Below are 24,907 nucleotides of genomic sequence, written 5' to 3' on the forward strand. Positions count from 1 at the left end.
TCTCGGCATGATGCTCGAGGCGAAAGCTGCCCGCTGTCGTCGAGGATCACAACCGCCACCTAATTCGATCCCGCCTGAGATACCCAGCCGGGGGCCGGCCGACTGTCCCCGGCCACATCGGACGACGAGACCGTCGAGCTCTGTTTCTGCGGCGCGGTCTGCGGCGACTGGGATGAGCCCTGAAGAGCCGTGTCTAAACCGACCTCGATCAGATCGTGCGGCAGCAATGCGGTTTGCTCATCCGCCACGATGTTGTGATAGGTTCCGTCGTCATTGCGGCGCACGATCCTGTAGTTCTTCTGCGCTCTGCCGAGACCCGGTGCGTCCGTGCTGATCTGGGCGAGTTGAGCGTCGTAGCCGGCCTGTTCGCCAAGAAGCTGGGCCACCTGGATATCGATCGCCGCCCTGCCGATCGCAAGATTGACCTGATTGAGCAGGTCCTGGTTTTCGCTGTTCTGCCTGTTGACGATGTTGATCTTGGAACGGTCAGCTTCGCTGAGGCCCTGACGAGCCGTGGTCAGGGCAACTTCGAGATCGATCAGGGTGCCCTGTGCATCCGCGACCCCGCGATCGACCGAGACCTGACGGGAATTGCTGACCAGGCCTTTGCTGACCAGGCTGTTGACATTGTCCAATTCTTTTTGGGCAAGATCGATCTGCCGTTTTTGCGAATTGATCTTGGCCGCAAGCGACTCGACCTGCTGGCCATAGAGGCGGGTGAGATCATTCGCCGCTTCGATCTGGCTGTCGATATCGACGCGCCGCAGCCGCATCAGGTTCAATTCCTGTGCCTTCAGCTTGTCTATATCGGGCGTTCCCACAAGTTCGTCAGGAATTTCAAAACTCTGCTCGCCAGCGATCTCCGCGCGCAGCCGCGCCTGCCGCATCAAGAGATCGCGCCGGTTGAGAACGGCCGTTCGGTAGGCGCCGGCAGCCTGGATCCGGTCGCGTTCGAAGTAGGTATTATCCTCGCGTTCCCGCAGGAAACCACCAGCGATGCTGACCACCTTCATGACGGTCATGTTGGGTTCAAAAGGATAGCGCCCGGGAGTTTGCACGGTTCCGGTGACGAAGATCGGCGCATGCTCGGCAATCTCCAAGGCGATGTACGGCTTGCCCGGGAGTTCCGCCTTTTCGGCCAGCGCGCCGGCGATAGCATCGGCGAGCTCTTCAGTCGTCTTTCCGGTCGCCTGCACGTGACCGGCGATCGGGATCGACAGGTCGCCGGTATCATCGACGGTATAGACGCCGTCGAGAGCCTCCCAGCTGGCATAGCGCGAATCCGACGAGCGCCATTCGACGACGCGCAGTCTTACCTTGTCTTCCGGTACGAGGGTGAATGTCTGCGCATGGGCGACGCTCCAGCCGGTCAGGCAGCAGAAGGCCAGCAAGGAGAGTGCCGCGGAGATGAGGCGATCGGACAAGGATGTAGGCTGCATTGATCTATCTCCGTTTCGTTGCGATCGACGGCGAAGGCATCTCGCGCGGCGACGGATTGCCGAGTTCGAGAATGCGGGACGGAGAGGCGCGGCCGACAAGAAGATCGGAAAGCGCCAGCAAATTGCCATTCAAACGTCCCCAACGGTCAATCAAGCGGTCTTTGAACAATAGGCCCGAGGCGTTCGCCAGGATGTTGCGGCCGATTTGTGCGATTGCGCGGGCCCTCGACATCGTGCCCTTGCGGATCAGATAAACAGGATTGGCAACCTGCGAATAGCCGAGTCTTCGGCCGGGCTGGCGCCCGGATCTGACGCCGAGATGCACGCCGCGGGCGCCTTCGACATGCACGGACCTGCCGTAGCGGGCGATGGACCTGCTGAAATCGACATCCTCGAGCCAGCCGTAGAGTGGCAGCTGCTCGTCAAAAGTCAGCGCATGCTCGACAACGGATGAAAGGCGAACCGCCATGTTGCATCCGTAGGCGTTATAGACCTCCGTCACCTGTTCGGCCGCTTCGCCGGCCGTTTCAAGAACCTGCAGGGCCTTTGACATGCTAAGGCCGCCATCGAGGATGCCGTCAGCCAGGACTTCGCCAGTGGCGATCGCGACGTCGGGCCTTAGCGTAAAGACCGCCGCAATCCGCGACAGGAAGGTTGCTGCGGGAATGAAGTCGTCGTCCAAGAAAATCAGAATATCCGTATCGGCCGCGGCGGCCTCGATGATCCTGTTGCGCTGAGAGGTCAGGCCACGGCTGCCGATGATGACGTCCACGTCGATGCGGTCGGCAAGCCCGGTGGCATCGTCGATCGAAGGCACGCAGACGATCAACCGCTCAGCCTGACCGGGCATGGTGGTGAGATAATCGATCGTCTCCCGCAGGATCGAGGGGCGGCCTGCCGAAGCAATCCCGATGGCAATCCGCAATGGGCGGCTCGCGGCCCCTGACGCGGCTTCAATGCCGCAAGGACCAGGCGCCGGCGCGATTGGCCCGTCCTGCCTGGTTGCTCCTGCCGAAGATGAGGTCATGACTGCATTCTCTTCGGTGCATGGTTGATGATCGCTCCGAGGATCTCCGCGCCGACGTTCCGCATCGTGTCGATGATGCGCATGGTATCGTCGATCGAGGTGCGGCCGTGCGAGGTGACGACGAGGACGCCGTCCAGTTCCGGCGCGATCGCATTGGCATCCGGAGAAGCGGAGAATGCGGAAATGTCGACGAATATGGCGTCGAATTCCTTTTTCAGATCGGCGAAGCTCAACTGCGTGCGACGGGAGCTTAGGCGAATGGCCGGCGTCACCGCTTCGACATCGCCGAGGGGAAGGAACTTCAGCGTCGGGGTGAGGGGCAGTGCCGCCGTCTGAATCAGTTCTCCATTGTCGAGGACATCGACGAGGCCGGTGGAACTATAGGGCGCGATCGATTTGCTGAGCGACGATTTCTGTGCAGCCGCATCGATCAACAGCGTCCGAGCTCCTGATATCGACGACAGCACGGCAAGTTCACACGCAATGGTCGATGCCCCGCTGCCGGGATCGATAGCGACGATTCCAATCACAACCCGGCGTTTGCGCCGAAGACCGACGACCGTCGCGCTCAGTTCCGCCATGCCTGGGATATCAGGATAGGCGGCTGCAGTGCTGCTATCAGTGCCGGCCGCAAGGAAACGCGCAGGGTGTCGATTGCTGGCCCTCTTCGATGTCGCCAGCAGAGTGACGAAGGGCAGTCCAGCGGCCTCCGCGATCTGATGGGGACGGATGATCCGGCGATCACCGGCGTGCCTTATCATGGCAAGTGCCAGGCCGAGACCAAGACCGACCGCCGCCGCAAAGGCGAGGATAAGCGCGCTGCGTGGCCTGGCCTTCGAAAGAGGCAGCGTGGCCCGCGAAACGATCGTGGCATCGGACACCGGGTAGGTGATGCGCTGCTTGGCTTCGGTAAGCTGGTTCAAGGTGCTTTCATAAAGGGTGCGGCGGGCGTCCGTCGCGCTTTGCAGCTCCGCAAGCTTGAACTGATCGCGCGGATTGCTCGTAAAGCCAGCCAAAGCGCTAGCAGCTTCGGCAAGTCCTCGCTGTTGCTCGGTTATGAACTTCGCCAGCCAGTCGCTGTATTGGCGGGCGGCGCTGGCCTTCATGGAGATATTCTTCTGGATATACTGCCTGGCGAGCGTGTCGGCGATATCGACGGCTTTCTGAGGGGTCGTTGCCGCGGCCGATATCTCGATGACCGTCGAACTTCCGATCCGGCGTATTTCCATCATGTTCAGCAGGGTGGCGGTCGCCCAGTCATGGAGCCGCTCCCCCTCCGGCTGCGCTTCTCTCGTTCCCTTGCCCGTCGCTTCCTGCGATGGCGTATCCAGTTGCGAAGAAAAGCCCGTCAGCCAATTCTTTGCCCTGTCCTGCAGCGAAGGCGCCTGATCGACGAATTCGGGATCGGTGTCGAGATCCAGCGCCGTTACCGTTCCGCCGACGACGTCGCTGGATCTGGCGATTTCCAGCTGTCCCTCTATGAATGCGTCTTCCGCAAAGGCCCTCTGTGTTTCGGAGCCGCTCACCTGGGGAAAGATCAAAAGTTGCGTGCTGGCAACGAATGTCGGCTCGGCGGTCAGTACATAGCTCCCCGCCATTACGAGGAAGGCTATCGTCGTCGCCGCAATCCACAGCCAGCGCATTCTAAGAAAGAAAAGCATATCCCGCAAAGTCAGCGGTGAATTCGCCCCAGTCGTTGCGGCAGGCAGAGGTATCGAAGAAACGCCGCTGAAGATCGTGCTCGAGGTCATGTCGTCCTAATCCAAAATGGCGATATCAAGGAGTAACCAGGTATCGGGTGACCAGGTGCCTGCAGCTTGGAGGGGACGGAGGAGGTGTATGTCTTCCGATTTCAGGCATGATCGGCAGCTCTCTCCTAATTGCTCAGTACGAGCCCCGCTGCGAAAACAGTGCGGGAATGGTCTTGGCAATGATGATTAAGTCCCGGCCTAGCGACCAGTTATCGAGATAGTGAACGTCGAGGGAAACCCGGTGCTCATAGCTGACATCGTTGCGCCCGCTGGTTTGCCAGTGGCCTGTCAGGCCGGGGCGGACTGCCATGTACGCCCAGATATGCTCGCCGTAGCGCGGCAATTCCTCGACGGTGATTGGCCGAGGGCCGACGAGGCTCATTTCGCCACGCAGGACATTGAACAGCTGGGGAAGCTCGTCGATGCTCGACCGCCTCAGGATGTCGCCGACGGCCGTAATCCTCGGATCGTCCTTCAGCTTGTGGGTCGCCTCCCACTCGGTTCGTGCAACTGGGTTGTTTTCGAGCAATTCGGCAAGCTGAGCACTCGCATCGGTCTTCATCGTGCGAAATTTGAGGCATCCGAACGGCGCGCCGCTGAAGCCGATGCGCGTATGGGAGTAGAAGACCGGGCCGCGGTCGGAGACCTTTACGATCAAGGCGACGACCAAAAGAAGCGGGGAAAGCAGGAACAGGGCGGTGATCGCCATCAGAAGGTCGAGTGCGCGCTTGGACGATCTGCCTGCTGCACGAGGCCGGGACGCATTCAGATCGCCGCCTTTCGCAGACCTTCCGACACGCGACCATGCTTCGAAACTATGTGCATCCCATGCCATAGGGGGTCTCCAAAACTTTCCGATTAAGAACCGTTCAAAGTTTGCTGCGCCGCACTCTTGTTGTCTGTTACCAAGGTCATAATCCTTAATAAATTCTTTATGCTACTAGACGGCAGAAGAGAACTCCGATTGTACCTTTGGGCGAATTATTTTCATTCTAAAGAGCAATCTAACATACTCAAAGGTGATTAATTCACTGAAATTCAATTATATTTTTGATATCACCTTTTCGATTATGACTTTTTTTTAACTAGAAAGACTTTTTAATGAGCACCTCTTTCCAATCATACAATCGTTCTTCGGTTACGCCGAGTTTTCGATTGTCGATGATGGTGTATTTTTGTTTTTCACCCAAATGTAGTCTTAATCTTTACGCTGTCTATCGGGGATGTTATTTGACTTGGGTATTAAGGTAATATAAATGATGCGGTGCAGCATTGCCTATCGTTATTCGAGTACTGGAGTATGCGCATGGACGGGGTGACTCACGCATCAGATCGCAGGGCCGGGGTCGGCAAGGCGGCGATATCGGCTAGTGGCGGCATTCATCTCGGCAGCCGCATAGTGCTCGACGACGAATTCCTTTCGTGCCGGTCGAGCGTTCGGCGTTTCCGGCGCGGCGAGGTCATCGCCGGGGCCGGCGTCCTGATCGATATGTTCGCTCGCGTACATTCGGGAGTGGTCAGCGCAAGCACGATGTTGCCCGACGGCAGAGAATTTATCGTTGAGATCATCCCAAAATCGGGCCTGATCGGCGAACTCGAGGTTTTGCGCAGACAGACGTTGAGCCTAGAATACCGAGCCGGTTCCAACTGCGAGTTGCACTTCTTCGAAGGCCGCCTGCTGCGCGACATGTATGCCAGCGATCCTAGCTTTCGCGAAAAGGTCTTCTCCAGGGCGCTGGCGCGTATTTCGGAGCTCGAACTCCGGATCATTGCGAATGCGGCGTCGAGCCTGCAGTCGAGGCTGGCCAGCACACTGCTGCGGCTCTCCGCCGTTTATGGAAAAGATGCGGCAAACAGCGGGGACGAACTGATCATTTCGCAAAATGATCTGGCCGCGACGCTGCCGGCGTCCCGCGAGAAGGTCAATCAATGCCTGCGGCGCCTGCGTGAAGGCAAGATCATCGACGGGGGGCAGGGCAAGATCCGTATTCTTAACCGAAAGGCGCTGGAAGCCTGTGCCAACGGTGCGGTTTCGGTGAAATGATGCGCCTGTCGCCTTGCGAGGCCAGCCGATCCACCGCACGCGTCGGCCGGTTTCTCGGCCCTGGCACGACAAAGATCGATCGCGTGGTCATTATCGACGACTACTCGGTGGCCAGAGGCGGGGCGACAGGCCTGGCGGTGCTGTCTGCCAAGCTTTTTCGCGGGCTCGGCATTCCGGTGACCTATATTTGCGGAGATAACGCCGCCAATGCGGAGCTTGCCGCGCTCGGAGTCTCGATGGTCGGACTGAAAAGCCGCGACCTGCTCAGTGCCGAGCGTGCGAAGGCGTTCGTGACCGGCATTCACAATGGCGCCGCCGTCCGCATGGTCGCGAACTGGATTGCTGCAAACGATACCGCCAACACCATCTACCATGTGCATGGCTGGCACCAGATCCTGTCCCCCGCGATTTTCAGGGCGTTGGTGCCGGTCGCCAGACGATGCGTGGTTCACGCGCATGATTTCTTCACGGCTTGCCCGAACGGCGCCTTCTTCGACTATCAGGCGCAGGAGATCTGCCTGCGACGCCCGCTCGGCGGAGGCTGCATTGCGACGGCTTGCGACAAGAGAAGTTATTCGCACAAATTGTGGCGTGTCGCCCGAGGCTCGAATATCCTCCGGCTCCTGAAGGATCAGGCCAATTTCGGCCGGATAATTCTGCTGCACGAGAAGATGGCGAGCTTTCTCGTCGGCGCCGGCTATCGGCCCGAAAGGCTGACGACGATCCGCAATCCCGTCGCTCCACTTTCCATCAAACGGATCGTGGCAGAGGCCAACGACGAGTTCGTGTTCATCGGACGGTTGGACGAGGAGAAAGGCGTGGAGGACGCCCTAGCCGCCACGCGCAGAGCCGGCGTCCGGCTCTGCGTGATCGGGGACGGGCCACTGATGCCGCTGGTCGCCGCGTCAGGAAATCACGTCAGGGCCGTCGGCTGGCAGTCGCATGCGGAGATCGGCCCGACCATCCGCAAGGCGCGTGCGCTGTTGATGCCCTCGCGTTATCCCGAGCCGTTCGGTCTCGTCGCTATCGAAGCGGCCAGGAGCGGTCTGCCCGTGATCATGTCGCGCAGCGCCTTTCTCGCCGAGGAAATGGAAAGAGCCGGCATGGCACTTGCCTGCGATACGGCCGATCAAAGTGCCTTTGCCGACACTCTGGCGAGATTTAGCCAAATGCCCAAGCAAGAGGTCCGCGCCATGAGCGAGCGGGCTTTCCGGCTGTCGCCGGATCTCGCCTCGACACACGAGGAATGGCGCGATGCGCTTCTTGCCGAATACCATAGCCTGATTTCGACGAATACGGTTTCCGAGCTGACAGACGGTGTGGCGATACAAGGAGTATTGAGTTGACCCTTAAAGCAACAACCTCTCTTCCCGACGCGAGGGCTTTTCTTACCGATGCACCTGTCATGGCGAAAAGGCGCGTCACCGAGGGCGGAAGCACAAGCGAAACCGGGCAACTTCGGGTCGCCATCGTGCATTACTGGCTCGTTTCGATGCGCGGCGGCGAAAAGGTCCTTGAAGAGCTGTGCCGCATGTTTCCGCAGGCCGATATCTTCACCCTCGTCTGTAACCGGGATCGCATCAGCGATTTTCTGAAGACGCGGAACATCCGCACCTCTTTCCTGCAGAAGATCCCTGGCGCGCAGCGGCATTATACCAAGATGCTGCCGCTGATGCCCTTCGCGCTCGAGCAGTTCGATCTGCAGGATTACGACCTGGTCCTGTCGAGCGAATCCGGCCCCGCCAAAGGCATCATCACGCGCGCCGACGCTCTCCATGTCTGTTACTGCCATTCGCCGATGCGCTATATCTGGGATCAGTTCCATGTCTATCGCCATGGCCTTCCCTGGTTGGGACGCGCCTTAATGTCGATTACCGCGCCGATGCTGCGCGCCTGGGACGTGACGACGTCCTCGCGCGTCGATGTGTTCGTCGCCAACTCCGATTATGTCGCAAGCCGCATCCGCCGCTTCTACGATCGGGACTCCGTCGTCATTCATCCGCCCGTTGCGACCGACGATTTTGCGGTGGGGAAGGGGAAAGGCGAATTTTACCTTTATGCGGGACAGCTGACCACCTACAAGCGGCCGGATATCGCGGTGCGCGCCTGCACCGAGGCCGGCCGGAAGCTGGTCGTCATCGGCGAGGGAGAACAATTATCTTATCTGAAGTCGATCGCCGGCCCGACCGTTGAGTTTCTCGGCCATCAGCCTTTCAACGTGCTGCGCGACCATCTGTCGCGATGCCGCGCGCTGTTGTTTCCGGGCACGGAGGATTTCGGCATCCTGCCGGTGGAAGCCATGGCATCGGGGCGGCCGGTTCTGGCTTTCGACGCGGGCGGCGCCCGGGAAACCGTATCCGCGCCACAGGTCGGCTTTCGCTTCGCGCAACAGACGACGGAAGCCCTTTTGGAAACGATGGCAGCATTCGAAGCGGTCGAGGACGATATCGATCCGCATGCAATCCGCGCGCACTCGCTGAAATTCTCCGCCGCCGTATTCCGCGATCGTCTGTCCAGCCTGATCGAGCGACAGTTGTCCAGCCATGGAGACGGATCTGCCGACGTCTTCAGAAGACGGCACGGTTGAGGGGGAAGGAACGGAGCTGCCTGCCTTGCCGCGCCCCGCCCGAATCCGTCTCAAGCCCCCGACGAGGAATAGATAAACAGATCATGTCAAGCGTATCTCAGAGGACGGCGACGGCGAGCATCTGGACCATCAGCGGAAAATTCCTCGCGCGGATGCTCGATTTCGTCAGCCTCCTTGTCCTGGCAAGGCTGCTGAGCCCTGAGGATTTCGGCCTGGTCGCCATCGCAACGTCGGTCTTGGTCATCGTCGAGGCGATCCTGGACCTGCCGTTGACGCAGGCCCTGATGCGCCAATCGTCGCCTTCGGACGAGATGTTCGCCACGGCCTTCACCCTCAGCCTGCTGAGAGGGCTGGCTATCAGCCTGCTGATGATGATCATCTCCTGGCCAATGGCGCTGGTCTACGCCGATCCGCGGCTTTTCGCCCTTGTCGCCGTTCTATCGATCGCGCCTGCCATGCGCAGCATGATCAGCCCGCGTATGGTTCTTTTCATGCAGCGGTTCGATTTCAAGCGTGAGTTCGCGCTCGATCTTATTGCCAAGGGATCGACATTGTTGTTCGGGGTGGGTGTAGCTGTGGCAACAGGCAGCTACTGGGGGCTGGCGATCGGAGCGGTCGCCGGCCCGACGGCGGCGATGATCACGTCCTATGTCTTTGCGCCGATGCGACCGACGTTCAGCCTTTCCGAATGGAAGCATTTTCAGGACATGATCAGCTGGAATACCGTGTCGCAGGTGCTGAATTCGATCAATTGGCAGCTGGACCGGCTGCTTCTGCCGCGTTTTACGGGCTTGTCGACGTTCGGCGCCTTCAGCGTCGCCGACAATATCGCGGGCATTCCGTACCAGACCTTCGTCGGACCGTTGCTACGCCCGCTGATGGCGGCATTCTCCACCGTCGAAGACCGCCGCAACCTGGTCGCCGCCTATCTAAAGGCGACGAATGCGATCACCTTCGTCGCGGCACCCATTCTCATCGCGCTTGCCCTCCTCGCAGAGCCGACCGTGCGCATCCTCGTCGGCGAAAAATGGGCATCGTCCGCACCGATCCTGCAATGGCTGTGCCTTGTCAGCCTACTCGGTCTTCCCACGAACATGATGCCGCCATTGGCCATGGTCATGAACAATACCCGCTATGTCGCTCTCAGGATGTTTGTCGAGTTCGCCGTCAGGGCTCCGGTTACCATTCTGGCTATCGCCTATTTCCAGGTGGCGGGGGCGCTGGGGGCGCGGTTCGTGGCAGTCCTCGTCGCCTATGGCGCATCGCTCGTCATCACAAGGCGTCTGATCGGCGCGAGTTTTGCCGCGCAATTGATGTCCTTTTTCCGGCCTCTGCTCGCGAGCTTGCCGATGATCGCTTTCCTGCTCTGGGCGGAGCCGATGCTTGTCGCCATGCCTGTCGGTCTCAATCTTATCGTCGGCGTCGCGCTTTTCGGCGGGGCGGCAGCGGGGATTTTCTGGGCTGTCGCCTTGCTGTTGTGGCAGATGATCGGAAGGCCCGACGGTATCGAGACCATCATCGTCCAAAGGCTCATGCCACGACGAAACGAGGTCTTCACCTCATGATCGAGAAGAGTGCATCCCAATGATTGGTTCGGCGTTTCCAGAGGAGTAGTAATGCGTTACGGGATATCTGCTAAGGGGCTCGGTTTGCTCCTCGTCCTCGGTCTGGGCGCATTGCGGGGCCAGCCCAGCGTGGCCCAGGAACCACTCAATATCGATGCATACCAGCTGACGTTCGAGGAGAGTTTTGACAGCCTTGACGTTTCGGCCTGGGGAGAGAAAAGCTCCCGCTGGATCGCCCATACGCCCTGGAACGGTGATTTCGGTGATGCCCGTTTCACCGATCCGGCCCCCGGCTTTCCATTTACCACCGATCAGGGAATTCTGAAGATCGAGGCGCGCAAGGAGGCCGACGGCACCTGGCGCTCGGGCTTGCTTTCGTCGGTGAACCCGAAGGGTGAAGGTTTCTCGCAGCAGTTCGGCTATTTCGAAGCACGAATGAAGCTGCCGCCGGGCAAGGGAGTCTGGCCGGCATTCTGGCTCATCGGGCTCGATCGGTCGAAATACACCTCCGAAATCGACGTGCTGGAATATTATGGACGCGCGCCCTACGAATTCAGCATGGGCTTTCATGTCTGGCGTCAGAGCCAGGGCGGCGAGAACAGCACCGGTGGCCATTGGCAAAGCGTCCAGCACGGAATTTTGAACAGCGAATATCACACCTACGGCGTCGATATCCAAGCTGACAAGACGAGTTTTTACTTCGATCGTCAGTTCATCTGGAGCTTCGACACGCCGAAAGAGTTCCACATGCCATTTTATCCGTTGGTAAACTTGGCGCTTGGCTCGGGTTGGCCGATCGATGAAACGCCGAACCCTTCCATTCTGCTCGTCGACTATATCCATGTTTACAAGCGGAAGCCTGCCGACGCAGCGAATTGAACGAGTGGCTCGTGGTGCGTGACCGGCCTATTGCTCGCGGAGACAGCTGAGACCGGTTTCAGGGTCGAAGAGATGCATTGCCTCCTCGTCGAAGAAGAGGGTCAGCTTTTCGTTGTCGCGGATCGGCGTGCGCGGCGGCAGGCAGGCCATCAGACGCTGATTTCCGGCAAGGGCGGTGACGACGAGTTCCGGGCCGGTCAGCTCTGCGACCTCAGCGGTGGCCTCGATCGACGGGCCGGAGCCGTCTGTGCGAAGCGCCTCGGGGCGGATGCCGAGGACGAGGTCGCGGCCATTGCCGGCCGCATCGCGGAAACGGGCGGGCAGGGGCAGGCCAGTGTCGGAGCCTGAAAGCACCAGGCGGTTGTCCCGAACGGTGGCCTTCAAAAGGTTCATCGGCGGCGCGCCGACAAAAGTGGCGACGTAAAGCGTTGCCGGGTGGTTGTAGATCTCCTCCGGCGTGCCGAGCTGCTCGATACGGCCGTCGCGCATAACGGCGATGCGGCTTGCCAGCGTCATCGCCTCGATCTGGTCATGGGTGACATAGACGACCGTCGTCTTCAGCATCTGGTGCAGCCGCTTGATCTCGGTGCGCATCTCCATTCGCAGCTTGGCGTCAAGGTTGGAGAGCGGCTCGTCGAACAGAAACACCTCAGGTTTGCGCACCAGCGCACGGCCGATCGCGACGCGCTGACGCTGGCCGCCGGAAAGCTGACTCGGCTTGCGGTCGAGGAGGTTTTCGATCTGCAGGAGCTTTGCCGCATCGCGAACGGCCTTGTCGCGGTCGTCCGCCGGCACCTTGCGCATTTCCAGCCCGAAGCCGATGTTCCTGTGCACCGTCAGATTAGGATAGAGCGCGTAGGATTGAAAGACCATGGCGATGTCACGGTCCTTCGGATGCACGCCGAGCACCGAGCGCCCACCGATCCTGACATCGCCGCTCGTTGCCTCGGCAAGTCCGGCGATGATGTTCAAGAGCGTAGACTTGCCGCAGCCGGACGAGCCGAGCAAAACGAGAAATTCACCGCTTTCCAGCGAGATGTCGATGCCTTTCAGGGTCTCGACATCACCATAGGACTTGCGGATGGTCTGGATTTCGAGCGCACTCATCGCACCGGCTCCTGAAGAGTTGTCGGGCCGCCATAATTGCGGGGAAGGGTTGAGATGGCGCGCGAGGCAACCTCCGTTCCGGCTATCAGGCAGGAAAGCAGCGGCGCATCGCCTGCGAGAGCCGCGAGGAAAGCGGCGTTGAAGACATCGCCGGCACCGATCGTATCGACAACTTCGACAACGGGTGCGCCCACCGAAACCAACACGCCCTCCGGCCCGATCGCGATCGCGCCGTCCGGGCCACGCTTGACGACGACGATCGCATCCTGCGGCATATGCAGCCTGATGTGACGTGCGGCCTCGATCGGACCGACGATGCCGGCAAGCGTCGTCGCCTCGATTTCGTTCAACAGCGCGATGCCGCTGCGAGACAGCCAGGCGCGTGTCGCCGCGCAATTCCGCTGCGTCCAACCGTCGAGCGGCCAGCCGGTGTCGAGTGCGACGGTAACGTCATGGCTATCAGCCCAGTCGAAGAAGGCGTCGTATTGCTCGGTCAGATCGTCGGTCAGGAACGAGCCGCAAAGGAGGGCGTAACCGCTGCTAAGGCGCGCTGCGTCGAGGACCGCGAAGACATCGGCCAGACTGAAACGCGGCAGATGGCCTTTGGTCGTGAAGAAGGTGCGCTCGCCGTCCGGATGGATGATGCCGACGGAGAGCGTCGTTTTCTCAGGACGTATGGGCCACTTCTCGGAACGGTGGCCGAAGGCTTCGCGCAGCCAGTGGCCGAATTGGTCACTGCCGATATTGGCGGCGATCTCGAATTCGACGCCAAGCGCCTGCCAGGTGAGTGCGCTGTTGCCGGCCGCTCCGCCGACCCGTAGTTCGTCGTGATCGACGATGATTTCCGTCCCGGCCCTCGGCCAGGCGGCTGCCGGCCCAAGGATCAGATCGACGTTGACGTTGCCGATGACTGCAAGCGGCCGCATTCATTCACTCCGGGTGATCTTGGTGGATCGAACCGGCGTTCCGGCATTCTCCACACGGGCGTCGGCAAAGGCGATCATCAGCCGCTGGGCAACCGGCAGCATGGCGAAGATCGCGGCAAGGCCCGTTACCGGGGTAAAGCGGATTGTCACCGCGCCGGCGACCGGCGCTTGCCCGGATGCGTCGAACAGGATGACGGGGGCGCCGGTCTCGACGGCGGAGATCGCCATTGCGGTCACCAAGCCGGATGTCTCGTCCAAGCCGCGGAACAGCACGACGCCGATTTCCGGCCCCAGCATCTCCATCGGCCCATGGCGCAACTGGCCGCCTTCGAGCGAGAAGCAGGGGCGGCGCGACAATTCGGTCAATCCGAGCGCCAATGCCTCGGCGATGCCCTGCAGCCGGCGGCCTGAGGTGACGACCGTTGCGACGTCTTCGAGCGCGGTGAGGGCGGCGGCGATGTCATGGTCTTCAGGCGCGTTGAGGATCGCAAGTGCGGCCCGGGGATCTTCGCCGAGGGCGGCGAGGATTGCCAGATGCAGGGCGAAGGTTACCGTCAGGCTGCGTGTCGCGGCGAAGGCAAGTTCGGTGCCGCCGGCGCCCACCAATGACGGGGCGGTTCTTGCGAGGAAGGAACTGGCTTCGAGCGTCAGGCCGAAGGTCTCCTCAGTGCCGCCGGTCTCATCGAACCAACGCACCACCTCGGCGCTCTCACCTGATTGCGAGGTGACGAAGATCGTCCTGCCAGCAACCGGTAGCGGCTGGCCAAGCTGCTCAGACAGTGGCAAGGCGACGGCATCGATGCCGAGGGCCCGATAGAGCGGCTCGACGGCGCGGTTGACGGCATGCGAGCCGCCCATGCCGAGCAGGAGCAGCCGGCCGGTTTTCTTCAGCGAGACGGCGGCTCTTGTCGCGCTCGGCCCGGCAACTTCATAGGAGGCGATCGCATCGGCATGCTGGCGCGCCATCTCGCGATCGATCGCGGCAAGTCCGGCCGGCCGGATTATTTCTGTTGTCATGTTCATCCCTTGACGCCGCCGCTGGTGAGCCCTGAAACCAGGGCACGTTGCATGATGAGACCAATCAGCACCGGAGGCAGGGCGGCGAGCACGCCTGCCGTGGCGATCAGTCCGTAATCGGAAACGCGGCCACCGGCGAGATCCGCGATGGCGACGGTCAGCGTTTTGGCGCGCTGGTCGGAGGTGAAAAGCAGCGCATAGAAGAATTCGTCCCAGGCAAGCAGGAATGCAAACAGGCTTGACGTCGCGACCACGGGGCCGGCGAGCGGCAGCGTAATGATCCTCAGCGTCTGGAACAGGCCGGCGCCGTCGATCATTGCGGCGGATTCGATTTCGCGTGGGATGGAATCGAAGCCCGATTTCATCAGCCAGGTGGTGAAGGGCGCCAGGATGCTGAGATAGACGAGGGCCAGGCCGAAGACGTTGTTCAGCATGCCGAGATGGGAGAGACCCATATAGAGCGGCACCGCAAGCGCCACCGGCGGCAGCATATAGGTGCCGATCACCATCGACAGCGACCATCCCACAGAAGGCGTGCGCGACACCGCCCAGCCGGCCGGAATGGCGAGCGCGATCGACGCGATCGTCGCCATGCCAGCCACCTCGATGCTGTTGCGCAGCGACGAGGTGAAGGCGGCGCCGGCGCTGTTTTCGATCGTCGAGAGCAGCACGGCGTAGCGAGAGAAATCCGCCGTTTGCGGCCACCAGCGCAATGGCTTCGCCGCAAGGTCGGCGGCGGGCGAGATGCTCATGATGAACAGCCACAGGATCGGCGCCAGGATGACGGCGGCAAGAAGCAGCGCGCAGACATAGATGAAGGCGGTAAAGATTGGGCTTTGGCGTTCCATCAGGCCGCACTCCCGGCGGTCTTGCGCACCAGGGCGGCGTAGCCGGCGGCAAGCAGCGTCACCAGCAGCGTCACGATCAACGCCAGCGATGCGCCGGAGCCGGCTCGCTGGAAGGAGAAGGCTTCCTGATAGACGAGGATCGACAGCGTGCGCGTGCTATTGGCCGGGCCACCGCGGGTCATGACCCAGATGATGTCGAACACCTTGAAGGCTTCGATCGTGCGCAGCACCAGGGCCACCATCAGCGGGCCGGCGAGATAGGGCAGTATGACGAAGCGGAAGCGGGCGAAAGCGCCGGCGCCGTCGACGAGCGAGGCGGCGGTGATGTCGCGCGGCACGGCCTGGAGTGCGGCCAGCGCGATCAGCGCCACCAGCGGGAAATTCTTCCAGCAATCGGCGACGATGAGGGCTGCCAACGCCGTGCCCGGTTCGCCGAGCCAGGAGCGGTAGGCATCAAGCAGGCCGAGCTGGGTCAGCGCCGCGTTCAGCGCGCCATATTCCGGGTTGTAGATCAGCCGCCAGAGCGTGGCATTGACGACGGTCGGCAGCGCCCAGGGCAGGATCATCAGGGCGCGAAGCGCGGCGCGGCCGCGGAATTGCTGGTTCAGTAATAGGGCGGCGAGAACGCCGATCACCATTTCGGCGGCAACCGAGACGATCGCGAACCATGCGGTGGTGATGAGGGTGCGTTGAAAATTCGAGCCGGAGATCATCTTCGCGTAATTGCCGATACCGACGAAACTTCCTTCGGTGCCGACGAGCTTGGCATCGGTGAAGGAGAGGCCGACAGTATCGATCAGGGGCCAGCCGATGACCGATATCATGACCACGAGAAGCGGCAGCATCAAAAGCCACGCGCGGGTTGTCAGCCAAGTGCCCGACATCAAGGCGACCCTTCTTCATTCTTAAGTTTTTGGAAACCGGGCGACGGCAGGCGCCGCCCGGGGTTCTGAGCTGGATCAGAGACCGCTATTATCGGCCGCCGATTTCAGCGCGTTCTCGGGAGAGGACTGGCCAAGCAACGATTCCTGTATCGCCTGCTGCAGGGCGGTCGAAAGCTCCTGATATTTCGGTGTCGTCGGACGCGGATACATGGCGGCGAGGCCGACCTTGGCGGCGGAGATCAGCTCTTCCTGACCCTTGGTGACGGCCGGGTCCTCATAGGAGGAGGCCCAGATCGGCAGGCTGAGCTTGGCATAGGCATTCTGCGTCGCCTGCGAGGTCATGAAGGTGATGTATTTCCAGGCCTCATCCGGATGCTGGCTGGCCGAGGTGATGCCGAGGCCCATCGAACCGTTGACGGCCGAAGCCGCGCTCTTGCCGGCCACACCCGGTGCCGGGACAACGCCGACCTTGCCCGCGACCTTGCTGTCCTTCGGATCGTTGGCCATATTGTACATATAGGTCCAGTTCAGCGCGAAGGCGGCATCGCCGTTTTCGAAGACCTTGCGCACGTCCTCTTCCAGGAATTCCTTGGAGTTCGGATTGGTCAGGCCGGAGGAATAGCTGGAGACCATATATTTCAGCGCATCAAGACCGCCGCCGGTCTGGAAGGCGGGCTTGCCCTCCTTGAGGAAATCGCCGCCATAGGCGCTGACGAGCGTTGTATAGTCGCAGATTGCCGCTTCGGCCTGCGACCAGCTCCAGGCGATCGGCGTAGCGAGCAGGCCCTTGTCCTTGATCGTCTTTGCCTGCTCGGTCAGCTCGTCCCAGGTTTTCGGTGGAGCCTTGATGCCGGCCTTTTCAAGGATCTCCTTGTTGTAGAACAGGTATTTGGTATCGAGGATCCACGGCATGCCGAAATATTTGCCGTCATACTGCACGGTGGTCCAGGCGCCCGGCAGCACGCCTTTCTTCATCTCGTCGGTGATGTGCGAGGAGACGTCGACCAGCACCTTGTTGGTGGCGTATTCCGCCGGCCAGATAACATCGAAGAGGACGACGTCATAGCCGCCGCCGGAACCCTGCGCCAGCACCGTCTTGTCGTGCAGGCCTTCATAGGGAACGAATTCGAGATTGACCTTGATATCGGGGTTCGCCTTGGCGAAGGCATCGGTCATGGCCCGCACGTCGGCCTCGCTATAGGCGGCCTGCGCCATGAAAAGCGCGTTCAGCGTCGTCTCGGCGAAAGCGTGCGGTGCAAGAGATGCGCCGATCAAGGCCGCACCGAGAAGCGTCTTGTTAAAGGATTTCAGCATTGCAGCCTCCAGTTTTTGACATTTACGCATTGCCGAGGGCTTCCGCCATCGGTGTTCGAGAAGTCGTCTCGGAGCGTCGTCGGAGCCCTTGTCGGCGTCCTGCGTTCCCTGGAACTCTCCGGTCCCTTATTAAGTCAAGTGTCTTGACTTATTACTTCTTCAACATTCTATTGGAGTCAAGAGGCAATTGCACATGAATGACAGCCGTCCGATCCGGGCCAAGAGCGGCACCAACCACGGGGGCACCAGTGCCCATAACCGGCGCGTGATGATCGATGCCCTGAGAATCAACGGTGCGCTTTCCCGCGCCGATCTGGCGCGGGCGACGCGGCTGACCAAGCAGACGGTGTCCAATATCATTGAGGAACTCGAACGCGACGGTCTCGTCAGTTCGCAGGAGGCGGTGAGGAAGGGCAGGGGCCAGCCCTCGACGCCCTATCGGCTCGTGCCGGAAGGCGCCTTTGCGATCGGCCTGCAGATCGACCGGCATGTGACGCGTGCGGTTGCGGTCGATCTTGTCGGTAGCGTTCTCGTGCGCGACGAGGCCGGGCTCCCACCTGGAGGTCCGTCGCAGGGGGCGAAGGTGATCCTCAATCTTGTCGCCAGCGTGCGTTCGAAGCTTGCCGGCGTCGTCCGGCAGTCGGAAAAGCGGCTTGTCGGCCTCGGCGCGGCCATGCCTGGGCCCTTCGGCGTCGCCGGTAGCGGCGACGATCCGTGGATGATGGAGGCTTGGCAGAAGTTTCCGCTGTTGGAAACGCTGACTGCCGGCACCGGGCTCGATGTCGACCTGCAGAACGATGCGGCGGCGGCGGCGACCGCCGAGCGCATGGTGGGGGCGGCCCATGGGCTCGACCATGCCATCTGCCTCTTCGTCGGCTATGGCATCGGTGCCGGGCTCATCCTGAATGGCGAGCTCTACCGCGGCGCGAACGGCAATGCCGGCGAGATCGGCATGGCGCTGCTGTTTGCCGACGGCAAATCGACGCCGCTCGAACATCGTGCCTCCCTCGCCTCGCTCTATCAGCATCTCTCGGCCGATCCCGCCGATCCCGACCTCCACGCACGCATCAACGACCTTACCTTGAGCGGCGATCAAAGCATCGACGCCTGGGTCGAGGCGGCGGCGGTCGACCTGCGCTGGAGCATCCATCTCATCGAGACCCTGTTCGATCCGCAAACCGTTATCCTTTGCGGCAGCGCGCCGGAAGCGCTGGTGAACAAGTTGATTGCGGCAATCGGCCGGTTGCTGCCCTCGATCGCCGAACGTCGCGGTCGCATACTGCCGCGCCTGCAGCCCGGTATGGCCGATCCCTGGTCGGTCGCACTCGGTGCTGCCGCCGGGCCGATCAGCCACGCGTTCGATCCGCGTTTTGCTGCAATTTTGAAGGATTCCCTTTGATTTCAAGGCTAAAACCAGACGTTGCACACGAGTGCAGTGGCAGAAAGATAGCCGTTTCTGCCAGTTTCATGTGACGGTATCCCCGAATAAGGATGCTCTGTCGCAATATAGGCAAATATTGAAAACCCTTGATAATTATAATTATTCGAATATGAATATAACTGTTCGGCAGTGCGCTGGGGAGGCTGGCGAGGCTTCTCTAAATATAGCCTCGGCTGCGGCAAATAACATCCGAATGAAGGTTTTGTGACGGCACGATTTCGATCGTTTCATGTCATGTAATATTCATTAGCCGCAGCAATTTGAACCAGCTAATAGGGCGTGCGCTGAAAGTGCGCGTCTCTTTTACGTTCGAGGTTCTCATGCAAGCCAAGCTTCTCGGCGCCGTAGGCGCCCTTCTCGCTACAGCGTTTCTTGCTGGTCCCGCTGCCGCCGCCGATAAGACCAAGATTGACTTCTGGTTCGGCAATTCCGGTGACATCGCAAAGCGGGTCCAGGAACAGTGCGATCGGTTCAACCAGTCGCAGGCCGATTATGAAGTCGTCTGCACCAGCCAGGGCAGCTACGACGCTTCCCTGCAGAACACCATCGCCGCCTTCCGCGCCGGCAAGCAGCCGACCATCGCCCAGGTCTCCGACGCCGGCACGCTCGACATCATGCTTTCCGGCGCCTACTACCCGGCCAACAAGCTGATGACCGACATGGGCTACAATGTCGACTGGAAAGATTACTTCTCCGGCATCGCAAACTATTATGCGACGTCGAAGGGCGAGATGTATTCGTTCCCCTTCAATTCCTCGACCGCTCTGCTCTATTGGAACAAGGATGCCTTCGCCAAGATCGGCAAAGACCATGCTCCCGCCACCTGGCAGGAAGCCGGCGAAGACTTCAAGGCTCTGAAGAACGCCGGCTATGCTTGCCCGCTCGCCTTCGACATCTCCAACAACGAAGTCTGGCAGTACATCGAGCAGTTCGAAGCCGTCAACGGCGAAGCGATCGCGACGAAGAAGAACGGCTTTGAAGGCCTCGACGCCGAGCTGGCGTTCAACAAGAACCCGCTGCTCGTCAGCTATGTCAAGGACCTCAAGTCCTGGTACGACAACAAGCTTGCCTTCATCAAGAACAAGGCCGTCGGCCAGACTTTCGTCGAGGCTTTCGCCGCCGGCGATTGCCAGGTCATCCTGACCTCGGTCGGCGACCATGGCAATGTTGGCCGCACCGCCAAGCAGGGCATGAACTGGGGCGTTGCCATGCTCCCCACCTACGGCAACGCAACCCGCCACAGCTCCTACGTCGGCGGCGCTTCGCTCTGGGTTCTGAAGGGTCACTCCGACGCCGAATACAAGGCTGCTGCTGCCTTCTTCAACTTCATCGCAAAGCCGGAAGAAGCTCTCACCTGGTCGACTGTTACCGGCTATATCCCGGTTCGCAACTCCGGTTTCGAATACCTGAAGAAGCAGGGCTTCTACGACAAGGCTCCCTATGCCGGCCGCGAACTCGCCATTCAGAGCCTGACCGCATCGCCTGCTGACGACACGGCTGCGCACGGCATCCGCCTCGGCGGCCTGCTGCAGGTTCGCACCGAAATCGCAAACAGCCTGCAGGCAATCTTTGTCAACAACGCTGACGTCCAGGCTTCGCTCGACGGCGCGGCCGAACGCGGCAACCAGCTCCTGCGTCGCTTCCAGCAGACCTACAAGAACGTTCAGCTTCCCTGATCATCCGATATGAGCCGCACCCAGCCCGCGTTTGGCGCGCTGGGTGCGTTTTGCAGGTTCTTCAATCGGACGCGGATGCGAACTCGCCGCCCGCGCCTACTGCATAATCCCTTAAATCGGAATCGATTTAGGGATAAATTATGCAGCAATTCAAAAGCTGCAGCGTCCTTTGCGCGTCTGAAAGAGGCGCGGCGCTGTGGGTCAAACCAGGGCGAAAACGACCACTCATGGAAAAGCGCGTCACTTTCTCCTCGACGACGATCGGACTGCTCTTTGCATTTCCGATGCTGCTGCTGATCTTCGTATTCTTCTATTGGCCTAGCGCCCAGGCGCTCTATTGGGCGTTCACGCTCGAGCAGCCATGGGGCGGCGGCAATGCCTGGGTCGGTTTCGACAATTTCAAACAGCTGCTTACCGACCCGGTCTATTGGGACTCGATTTCCCGCAGCATGATCTTCGGCTTCAGTTCGACGGCCATTGCCATGGGTCTGGCGCTCATCCTAGCGCTTTTGACAGATCGTGAACTGCGCGGCCATAAGATCTACCGGTCGGTCTTCATCTGGCCCTACGCGATTGCCGCGCCCGCTCTCGGTCTCGCCTTCCGCTTCATCCTGGCGCCGGAGGCAGGCCTTCTGTCGGTCATCAATCACGTCTGGCCCGGTCTCTGGAATCCGGCGCTCGACGGCAAGGATGCGATGATCGCCGTCATCGTTGCATTCTCCTGGAAATATATCGGCTACAATTTCATCTTCTTCCTCTCGGCGCTGCAAGGCATTCCGCGTTCGCTGATCGAGGCCGCCGCAATGGACGGTTCGGGGCCGATGCGCCGTATCTGGGATATTCAGCTGCCCTTGCTGACGCCGACGCTGTTCTTCCTGCTCGTCATCAACATCACCGAGAGCTTCCAGGATTCCTTCGGCATCGTCGACGTCATGACGCAGGGGGGGCCGGCGCGCGCGACGGACCTCATGGTTTACAAGATCTATTTCGACGGCTTTAGGGGCCTCGATTATTCGGGCGCCGCAGCCCAGTCGATCATTCTGATGGTGCTCGTTGTTCTTCTTACCATCTTTCAGTTCCGCTTTATCGAGCGGCGCGTGCACTACAAGTAAGGCCCCTGCACATGATCGAACGCACCCCAATATTCAATTTCATCTGCTATACGCTTCTCGCGCTCGGCATGGTCATCGCGCTCCTGCCTTTCGCCATTGTCATCATCGCGTCGACCCTCGATCTGGAGACGGTCAATCGTGTGCCGCTGCCGCTCACGCCGGGCTCGCATTTCTGGGAAAACGTCCAGACCGCCTGGGTCCGTGCCGATCTCGGCAACAAGCTGTTTCACAGTATCATCTTCGCCGCGGCGGTCGGCGCCGGCAAAGTGATCCTTTCTGCCATGGCAGCCTTCTCGATCGTCTACTTCCGCTTCCGCGGCCGGTATGTGATTTTCTGGATCATCTTCATCACGCTGATGCTGCCGCTGGAGGTCCGCATCGTGCCGACCTATTCGATCGCGGCCAATGCGCTGCAGCCGTTCCAGACGATCCTTGATGTCCTCGGCATAAGCTGGCTCGTGGCGCAGATCACCGGCATCCAGATCAAGCTCGAATGGGGCCTGCTGAATTCCTATCCCGGTCTCGTTCTGCCGTTGGTCGCAACGGCGACCGGCACTTTCCTTTACCGGCAGTTTTACCTGACGGTTCCGGACGAACTTGCCGAGGCCTCGAAGATGGACGGATCGGGTCCTGTCCGGTTTTTCTGGGACATTCTGGTGCCGCTTTCGCGGCCCAACATGATCGCACTGTTCACGATCATGTTCGTCTGGGCATGGAACCAGTATCTCTGGCCGCTGCTGATTACTACCGATCCGAATTTCGGCATTGCTGTGACGCAGCTCAAGACCCTCATTCCCTCCGAATTCGGCCTGCCAGACTGGAACGTCGCCATGGCAGGTACACTTATCATCATGTCGCCGCCGCTGGTGCTCGTCATCCTGATGCAGCGTTGGTTCGTGCGCGGCCTTATCTCTACCGAGAAATGAAGGAATAGTCCTGTGGCACCTATCTCAATCCGTGATGTGAAGAAGAGCTACGGCAAGAATCCCGTCGTTCACGGCGTCGATCTCGAAATCCAGTCCGGTGAGTTCATCGTCATCCTCGGCCCGTCCGGCTGCGGCAAGTCCACACTGTTGCGCATGATCGCCGGCCTGGAGGAAATCAGCGGCGGCGAAATCGCAATCGATGGGCGCGTCGTCAACCGGCTTGAGCCGCGCGAGCGCGGCTGCGCCATGGTGTTTCAGAACTATGCGCTCTATCCGCATATGAGCGTCGCCGAGAATATCGGTTATGCCCTTAAAGTGGCCGGCGTCTCCAAGGTGGAGCGTGAGCGCCGCATCGCCGAAGTCGCCAAGGCGCTCAGCCTGGAACCCTTCCTCGACCGCCGGCCCGCCGCCCTTTCCGGCGGGCAGCGCCAGCGCGTCGCCATGGGCCGTGCGATGATCCGCGAACCGAAAGTGTTCCTCTTCGACGAGCCGCTTTCGAACCTCGACGCCAAGCTGCGCATCGCCATGCGCGCCGAAATCCGCCGGCTGCATCGCCGCCTTGGCGCCACTTCGATCTTCGTCACGCATGACCAGACCGAGGCCATGACGCTGGCTGACCGGCTGGTGGTGATGAACGGCGGCAGGGTCGAGCAGGTCGGCACCCCGGAAGAAGTCTATCATCATCCGGTGTCGCGTTTCGTTGCCGGCTTCGTCGGCACGCCGGCGATGAACCTGCTTGAAGGCACAATCAATGACGAGGGTGTCTTCGTCTACGACCAGAGCCGCAAGATCGCGCTGCCGCGCGAGCGCGCAGCACCGCTGAAAGGCAAACGCGTCGTGCTCGGCATGCGCGCCGAAGCGGCCCGGCTGGTGGCCCCGGATGCGCCCGGTGCTCTCACTGCAACGGCCGATTTCATCGAAGAACTCGGCGCGAGCCGTGTCGTTCACGCCGATTTCGACGGGCTGCCCTTTGCCGTGGCGCTGACCGAAGCCGTGAAGGTGAAGTCCGGCGATCCGATCGGCATCGCGATCGACTATAACGCGATCCATCTCTATGCCGCCGATACCGGCCGGATCATCAAGAACCCTGTGATGAGCAGCGCTGGCGCCGTTCACGCGTGAGGGGACGCGCCGAGGTTGCTTTCTTTCCAGCGGGCGTGGCGGCATGCATCAGCGATGGATCGGGTCGATCCAGGGCACGTCTTCCGGTTTCTCGATCGGCTCGATGTCGAGATTGACGACGACCGGCTCCTGGCCTGAACGGACGAGCACGCATTCCAGCGTCTCGTCGCGGCTGGCGTTGATCTCCTGGTGCGGCACATAGGGGGGAACATAGATGAAGTCGCCGGGACCGGCCTCGGCGGTATATTCCAGATGCTCGCCCCAGCGCATGCGGGCTTTGCCCTTGACCACGTAGATGATGCTTTCGAGGTCACCGTGATGATGGGCGCCGGTCTTGGCGTTGGCATGGATCGTCACCGTGCCGGCCCAGATTTTCTCGGCCCCGGCACGCGCATTGTTGATCGCGGCGGCGCGGTTCATGCCCGGCGTCTGCGCGGTGTTCGGATCGAGCGAATTGCCGGGAATGACCTTGACGCCATGTTCCCGCCAGTCGACGTGATGATGCTCGTGATCGTCGCTCATGCCTTGCCTCCACCTTCGATGAGATCAATCTAGGCGGAGGCGGCGCGAGGGCCAAGTGGATTTGCCGGTCACGCGGGCCGGAATATCTGATCGAAACGAAAAGCTGAACGAAGTTGGGTTGCACACTATGCCGGTGCATCGATAACGTCTGCGCAAAACGAAAGAGCGGACCCGATGAGCCACCTCCCACAGATCGACTACGACACTGCTTCGCAAGAGGTTCGTGCGGCGCATGACGAGGAAGTCAGGCTGCGCGGACGCATGACCAACATGAAGCGCACGCTGCTGCATTCGCCGGCCGCCCATCGCATCTATGCCGAATGGTTCACGCTACGGGCAGAACTCGATCCTGCTATCGGCGACCGGGCGATCTGGATCTTCTCGCATGCAATCTCGAAGGCGGCGAAATCGAAGATCGCCGTCACCTTCTTTCGCCGGGCTTTGATCAACAAAGGTTTCAATCCCGACGCGCTCGAACTTTCCGAGGAGGAAGCGCTGCTCGAGGCCTTCGGCAAGGCGACCGTCGCCGATTCCAATGCCGTTCCCGCCGAACTCTGGGCGAAGCTGAAAGAGCGCTACGAGACGCGGGTGCTGGTCGATCTCGTCGCTTTCGCCGGCATCATGCTGGCTACCGCCGTCTTCAACAATGTCGTCGAGGTCGATTTCGACCCCGAGCTTGAAGCCTTTGCCGAAAGCGCCGATTCACCGGCATCCTGAAAC

Annotated in this window: 22 protein-coding genes; 11 read left to right on the forward strand and 11 right to left on the reverse strand. The window is 60.6% G+C overall.

What is annotated here, in order from left to right:
• Window positions 1–59 precede the first annotated feature (59 nt).
• The 4 genes from HJB84_RS18060 to HJB84_RS18075 all read right to left on the reverse strand — a co-directional run bounded on the left by HJB84_RS18060 (window position 60) and on the right by HJB84_RS18075 (window position 5,052).
• Entirely contained in the window at window positions 60–1,439 is a 1,380-nt protein-coding gene (locus tag HJB84_RS18060; RefSeq protein WP_221116524.1) for a polysaccharide biosynthesis/export family protein, read from the reverse strand.
• 4 nt (window positions 1,440–1,443) lie between these two features.
• Window positions 1,444–2,466 carry a glycosyltransferase family 2 protein gene (locus HJB84_RS18065; RefSeq protein WP_221116525.1) on the reverse strand — a complete coding sequence of 341 codons (1,023 nt, stop codon included), beginning with the start codon at window positions 2,464–2,466 and terminating at the stop codon, window positions 1,444–1,446.
• A complete protein-coding gene (locus HJB84_RS18070) occupies window positions 2,463–4,217 on the reverse strand; it encodes a GNVR domain-containing protein (RefSeq protein ID WP_221116526.1) in 1,755 nt (584 codons plus the stop codon). The genes HJB84_RS18065 and HJB84_RS18070 overlap by 4 nt, the downstream gene beginning before the upstream one ends.
• A gap of 133 nt (window positions 4,218–4,350) precedes the next feature.
• Window positions 4,351–5,052 (reverse strand): sugar transferase, encoded by a 702-nt coding sequence (locus HJB84_RS18075; RefSeq protein ID WP_207581599.1) that lies wholly within the window; start codon window positions 5,050–5,052, stop codon window positions 4,351–4,353.
• Window positions 5,053–5,523: 471 nt separating this feature from the next.
• Here HJB84_RS18075 and HJB84_RS18080 point away from each other — a divergent pair, with 471 nt between their 5' ends.
• The 5 genes from HJB84_RS18080 (at window position 5,524) to HJB84_RS18100 (ending at window position 11,292) form a co-directional block, all read left to right on the forward strand.
• On the forward strand, window positions 5,524–6,261 hold the full coding sequence (locus HJB84_RS18080; RefSeq protein WP_207581598.1) for a Crp/Fnr family transcriptional regulator: 738 nt from the start codon (window positions 5,524–5,526) through the stop codon (window positions 6,259–6,261).
• Window positions 6,261–7,607: a glycosyltransferase family 4 protein gene (locus HJB84_RS18085; RefSeq protein ID WP_221116527.1), complete on the forward strand. Its 1,347-nt coding sequence runs from the start codon at window positions 6,261–6,263 to the stop codon at window positions 7,605–7,607. The genes HJB84_RS18080 and HJB84_RS18085 overlap by 1 nt, the downstream gene beginning before the upstream one ends.
• On the forward strand, window positions 7,604–8,848 hold the full coding sequence (locus tag HJB84_RS18090; RefSeq protein ID WP_207581596.1) for a glycosyltransferase family 4 protein: 1,245 nt from the start codon (window positions 7,604–7,606) through the stop codon (window positions 8,846–8,848). The genes HJB84_RS18085 and HJB84_RS18090 overlap by 4 nt, the downstream gene beginning before the upstream one ends.
• Window positions 8,849–8,931: 83 nt before the next feature.
• Complete coding sequence (locus HJB84_RS18095) at window positions 8,932–10,413, forward strand: lipopolysaccharide biosynthesis protein (protein ID WP_221116528.1); 1,482 nt, start codon at window positions 8,932–8,934, stop codon at window positions 10,411–10,413.
• 51 nt (window positions 10,414–10,464) lie between these two features.
• On the forward strand, window positions 10,465–11,292 hold the full coding sequence (locus HJB84_RS18100) for a glycoside hydrolase family 16 protein (RefSeq protein ID WP_221116529.1): 828 nt from the start codon (window positions 10,465–10,467) through the stop codon (window positions 11,290–11,292).
• Window positions 11,293–11,319: 27 nt separating this feature from the next.
• Here HJB84_RS18100 and HJB84_RS18105 read toward each other — a convergent pair whose 3' ends face one another.
• The 6 genes from HJB84_RS18105 to HJB84_RS18130 form a co-directional block, all read right to left on the reverse strand.
• Window positions 11,320–12,399 carry an ABC transporter ATP-binding protein gene (locus HJB84_RS18105; protein WP_221116530.1) on the reverse strand — a complete coding sequence of 360 codons (1,080 nt, stop codon included), beginning with the start codon at window positions 12,397–12,399 and terminating at the stop codon, window positions 11,320–11,322.
• Window positions 12,396–13,325 carry a PfkB family carbohydrate kinase gene (locus HJB84_RS18110; RefSeq protein ID WP_221116531.1) on the reverse strand — a complete coding sequence of 310 codons (930 nt, stop codon included), beginning with the start codon at window positions 13,323–13,325 and terminating at the stop codon, window positions 12,396–12,398. The genes HJB84_RS18105 and HJB84_RS18110 overlap by 4 nt, the downstream gene beginning before the upstream one ends.
• Entirely contained in the window at window positions 13,326–14,348 is a 1,023-nt protein-coding gene (locus HJB84_RS18115; RefSeq protein WP_221116532.1) for an SIS domain-containing protein, read from the reverse strand.
• On the reverse strand, window positions 14,345–15,190 hold the full coding sequence (locus HJB84_RS18120; RefSeq protein WP_207581590.1) for a carbohydrate ABC transporter permease: 846 nt from the start codon (window positions 15,188–15,190) through the stop codon (window positions 14,345–14,347). Before HJB84_RS18120 ends, HJB84_RS18115 begins: the two co-directional genes overlap by 4 nt.
• Window positions 15,190–16,074, reverse strand: coding sequence for a carbohydrate ABC transporter permease (locus tag HJB84_RS18125; protein ID WP_207581589.1), 885 nt, complete (start codon window positions 16,072–16,074; stop codon window positions 15,190–15,192). Before HJB84_RS18125 ends, HJB84_RS18120 begins: the two co-directional genes overlap by 1 nt.
• A 75-nt stretch (window positions 16,075–16,149) precedes the next feature.
• Window positions 16,150–17,388: an extracellular solute-binding protein gene (locus HJB84_RS18130; protein ID WP_207581588.1), complete on the reverse strand. Its 1,239-nt coding sequence runs from the start codon at window positions 17,386–17,388 to the stop codon at window positions 16,150–16,152.
• A gap of 193 nt (window positions 17,389–17,581) precedes the next feature.
• Here HJB84_RS18130 and HJB84_RS18135 point away from each other — a divergent pair, with 193 nt between their 5' ends.
• The 5 genes from HJB84_RS18135 (at window position 17,582) to HJB84_RS18155 (ending at window position 23,665) form a co-directional block, all read left to right on the forward strand.
• On the forward strand, window positions 17,582–18,787 hold the full coding sequence (locus tag HJB84_RS18135; protein ID WP_221116533.1) for an ROK family transcriptional regulator: 1,206 nt from the start codon (window positions 17,582–17,584) through the stop codon (window positions 18,785–18,787).
• Between the two features lie 362 nt (window positions 18,788–19,149).
• Window positions 19,150–20,505 carry an extracellular solute-binding protein gene (locus HJB84_RS18140; protein ID WP_221116534.1) on the forward strand — a complete coding sequence of 452 codons (1,356 nt, stop codon included), beginning with the start codon at window positions 19,150–19,152 and terminating at the stop codon, window positions 20,503–20,505.
• A 227-nt stretch (window positions 20,506–20,732) separates the two neighbouring features.
• On the forward strand, window positions 20,733–21,617 hold the full coding sequence (locus tag HJB84_RS18145; RefSeq protein WP_207581585.1) for a carbohydrate ABC transporter permease: 885 nt from the start codon (window positions 20,733–20,735) through the stop codon (window positions 21,615–21,617).
• Between the two features lie 11 nt (window positions 21,618–21,628).
• Window positions 21,629–22,543 (forward strand): ABC transporter permease subunit, encoded by a 915-nt coding sequence (locus HJB84_RS18150; RefSeq protein WP_164016154.1) that lies wholly within the window; start codon window positions 21,629–21,631, stop codon window positions 22,541–22,543.
• A gap of 12 nt (window positions 22,544–22,555) precedes the next feature.
• Window positions 22,556–23,665 carry a sn-glycerol-3-phosphate import ATP-binding protein UgpC gene (locus HJB84_RS18155; protein ID WP_221116535.1) on the forward strand — a complete coding sequence of 370 codons (1,110 nt, stop codon included), beginning with the start codon at window positions 22,556–22,558 and terminating at the stop codon, window positions 23,663–23,665.
• Between the two features lie 48 nt (window positions 23,666–23,713).
• Here HJB84_RS18155 and HJB84_RS18160 read toward each other — a convergent pair whose 3' ends face one another.
• Window positions 23,714–24,187 (reverse strand): cupin domain-containing protein, encoded by a 474-nt coding sequence (locus tag HJB84_RS18160; RefSeq protein WP_207581583.1) that lies wholly within the window; start codon window positions 24,185–24,187, stop codon window positions 23,714–23,716.
• Between the two features lie 174 nt (window positions 24,188–24,361).
• On the opposite strand from HJB84_RS18160, the gene HJB84_RS18165 reads away from it, so the two are divergent.
• Window positions 24,362–24,904 carry a hypothetical protein gene (locus HJB84_RS18165; RefSeq protein ID WP_207581582.1) on the forward strand — a complete coding sequence of 181 codons (543 nt, stop codon included), beginning with the start codon at window positions 24,362–24,364 and terminating at the stop codon, window positions 24,902–24,904.
• Window positions 24,905–24,907 lie beyond the last annotated feature (3 nt).

The organism is Rhizobium sp. NZLR1b, from assembly GCF_019685155.1.
Lineage (GTDB): Bacteria > Pseudomonadota > Alphaproteobacteria > Rhizobiales > Rhizobiaceae > Rhizobium.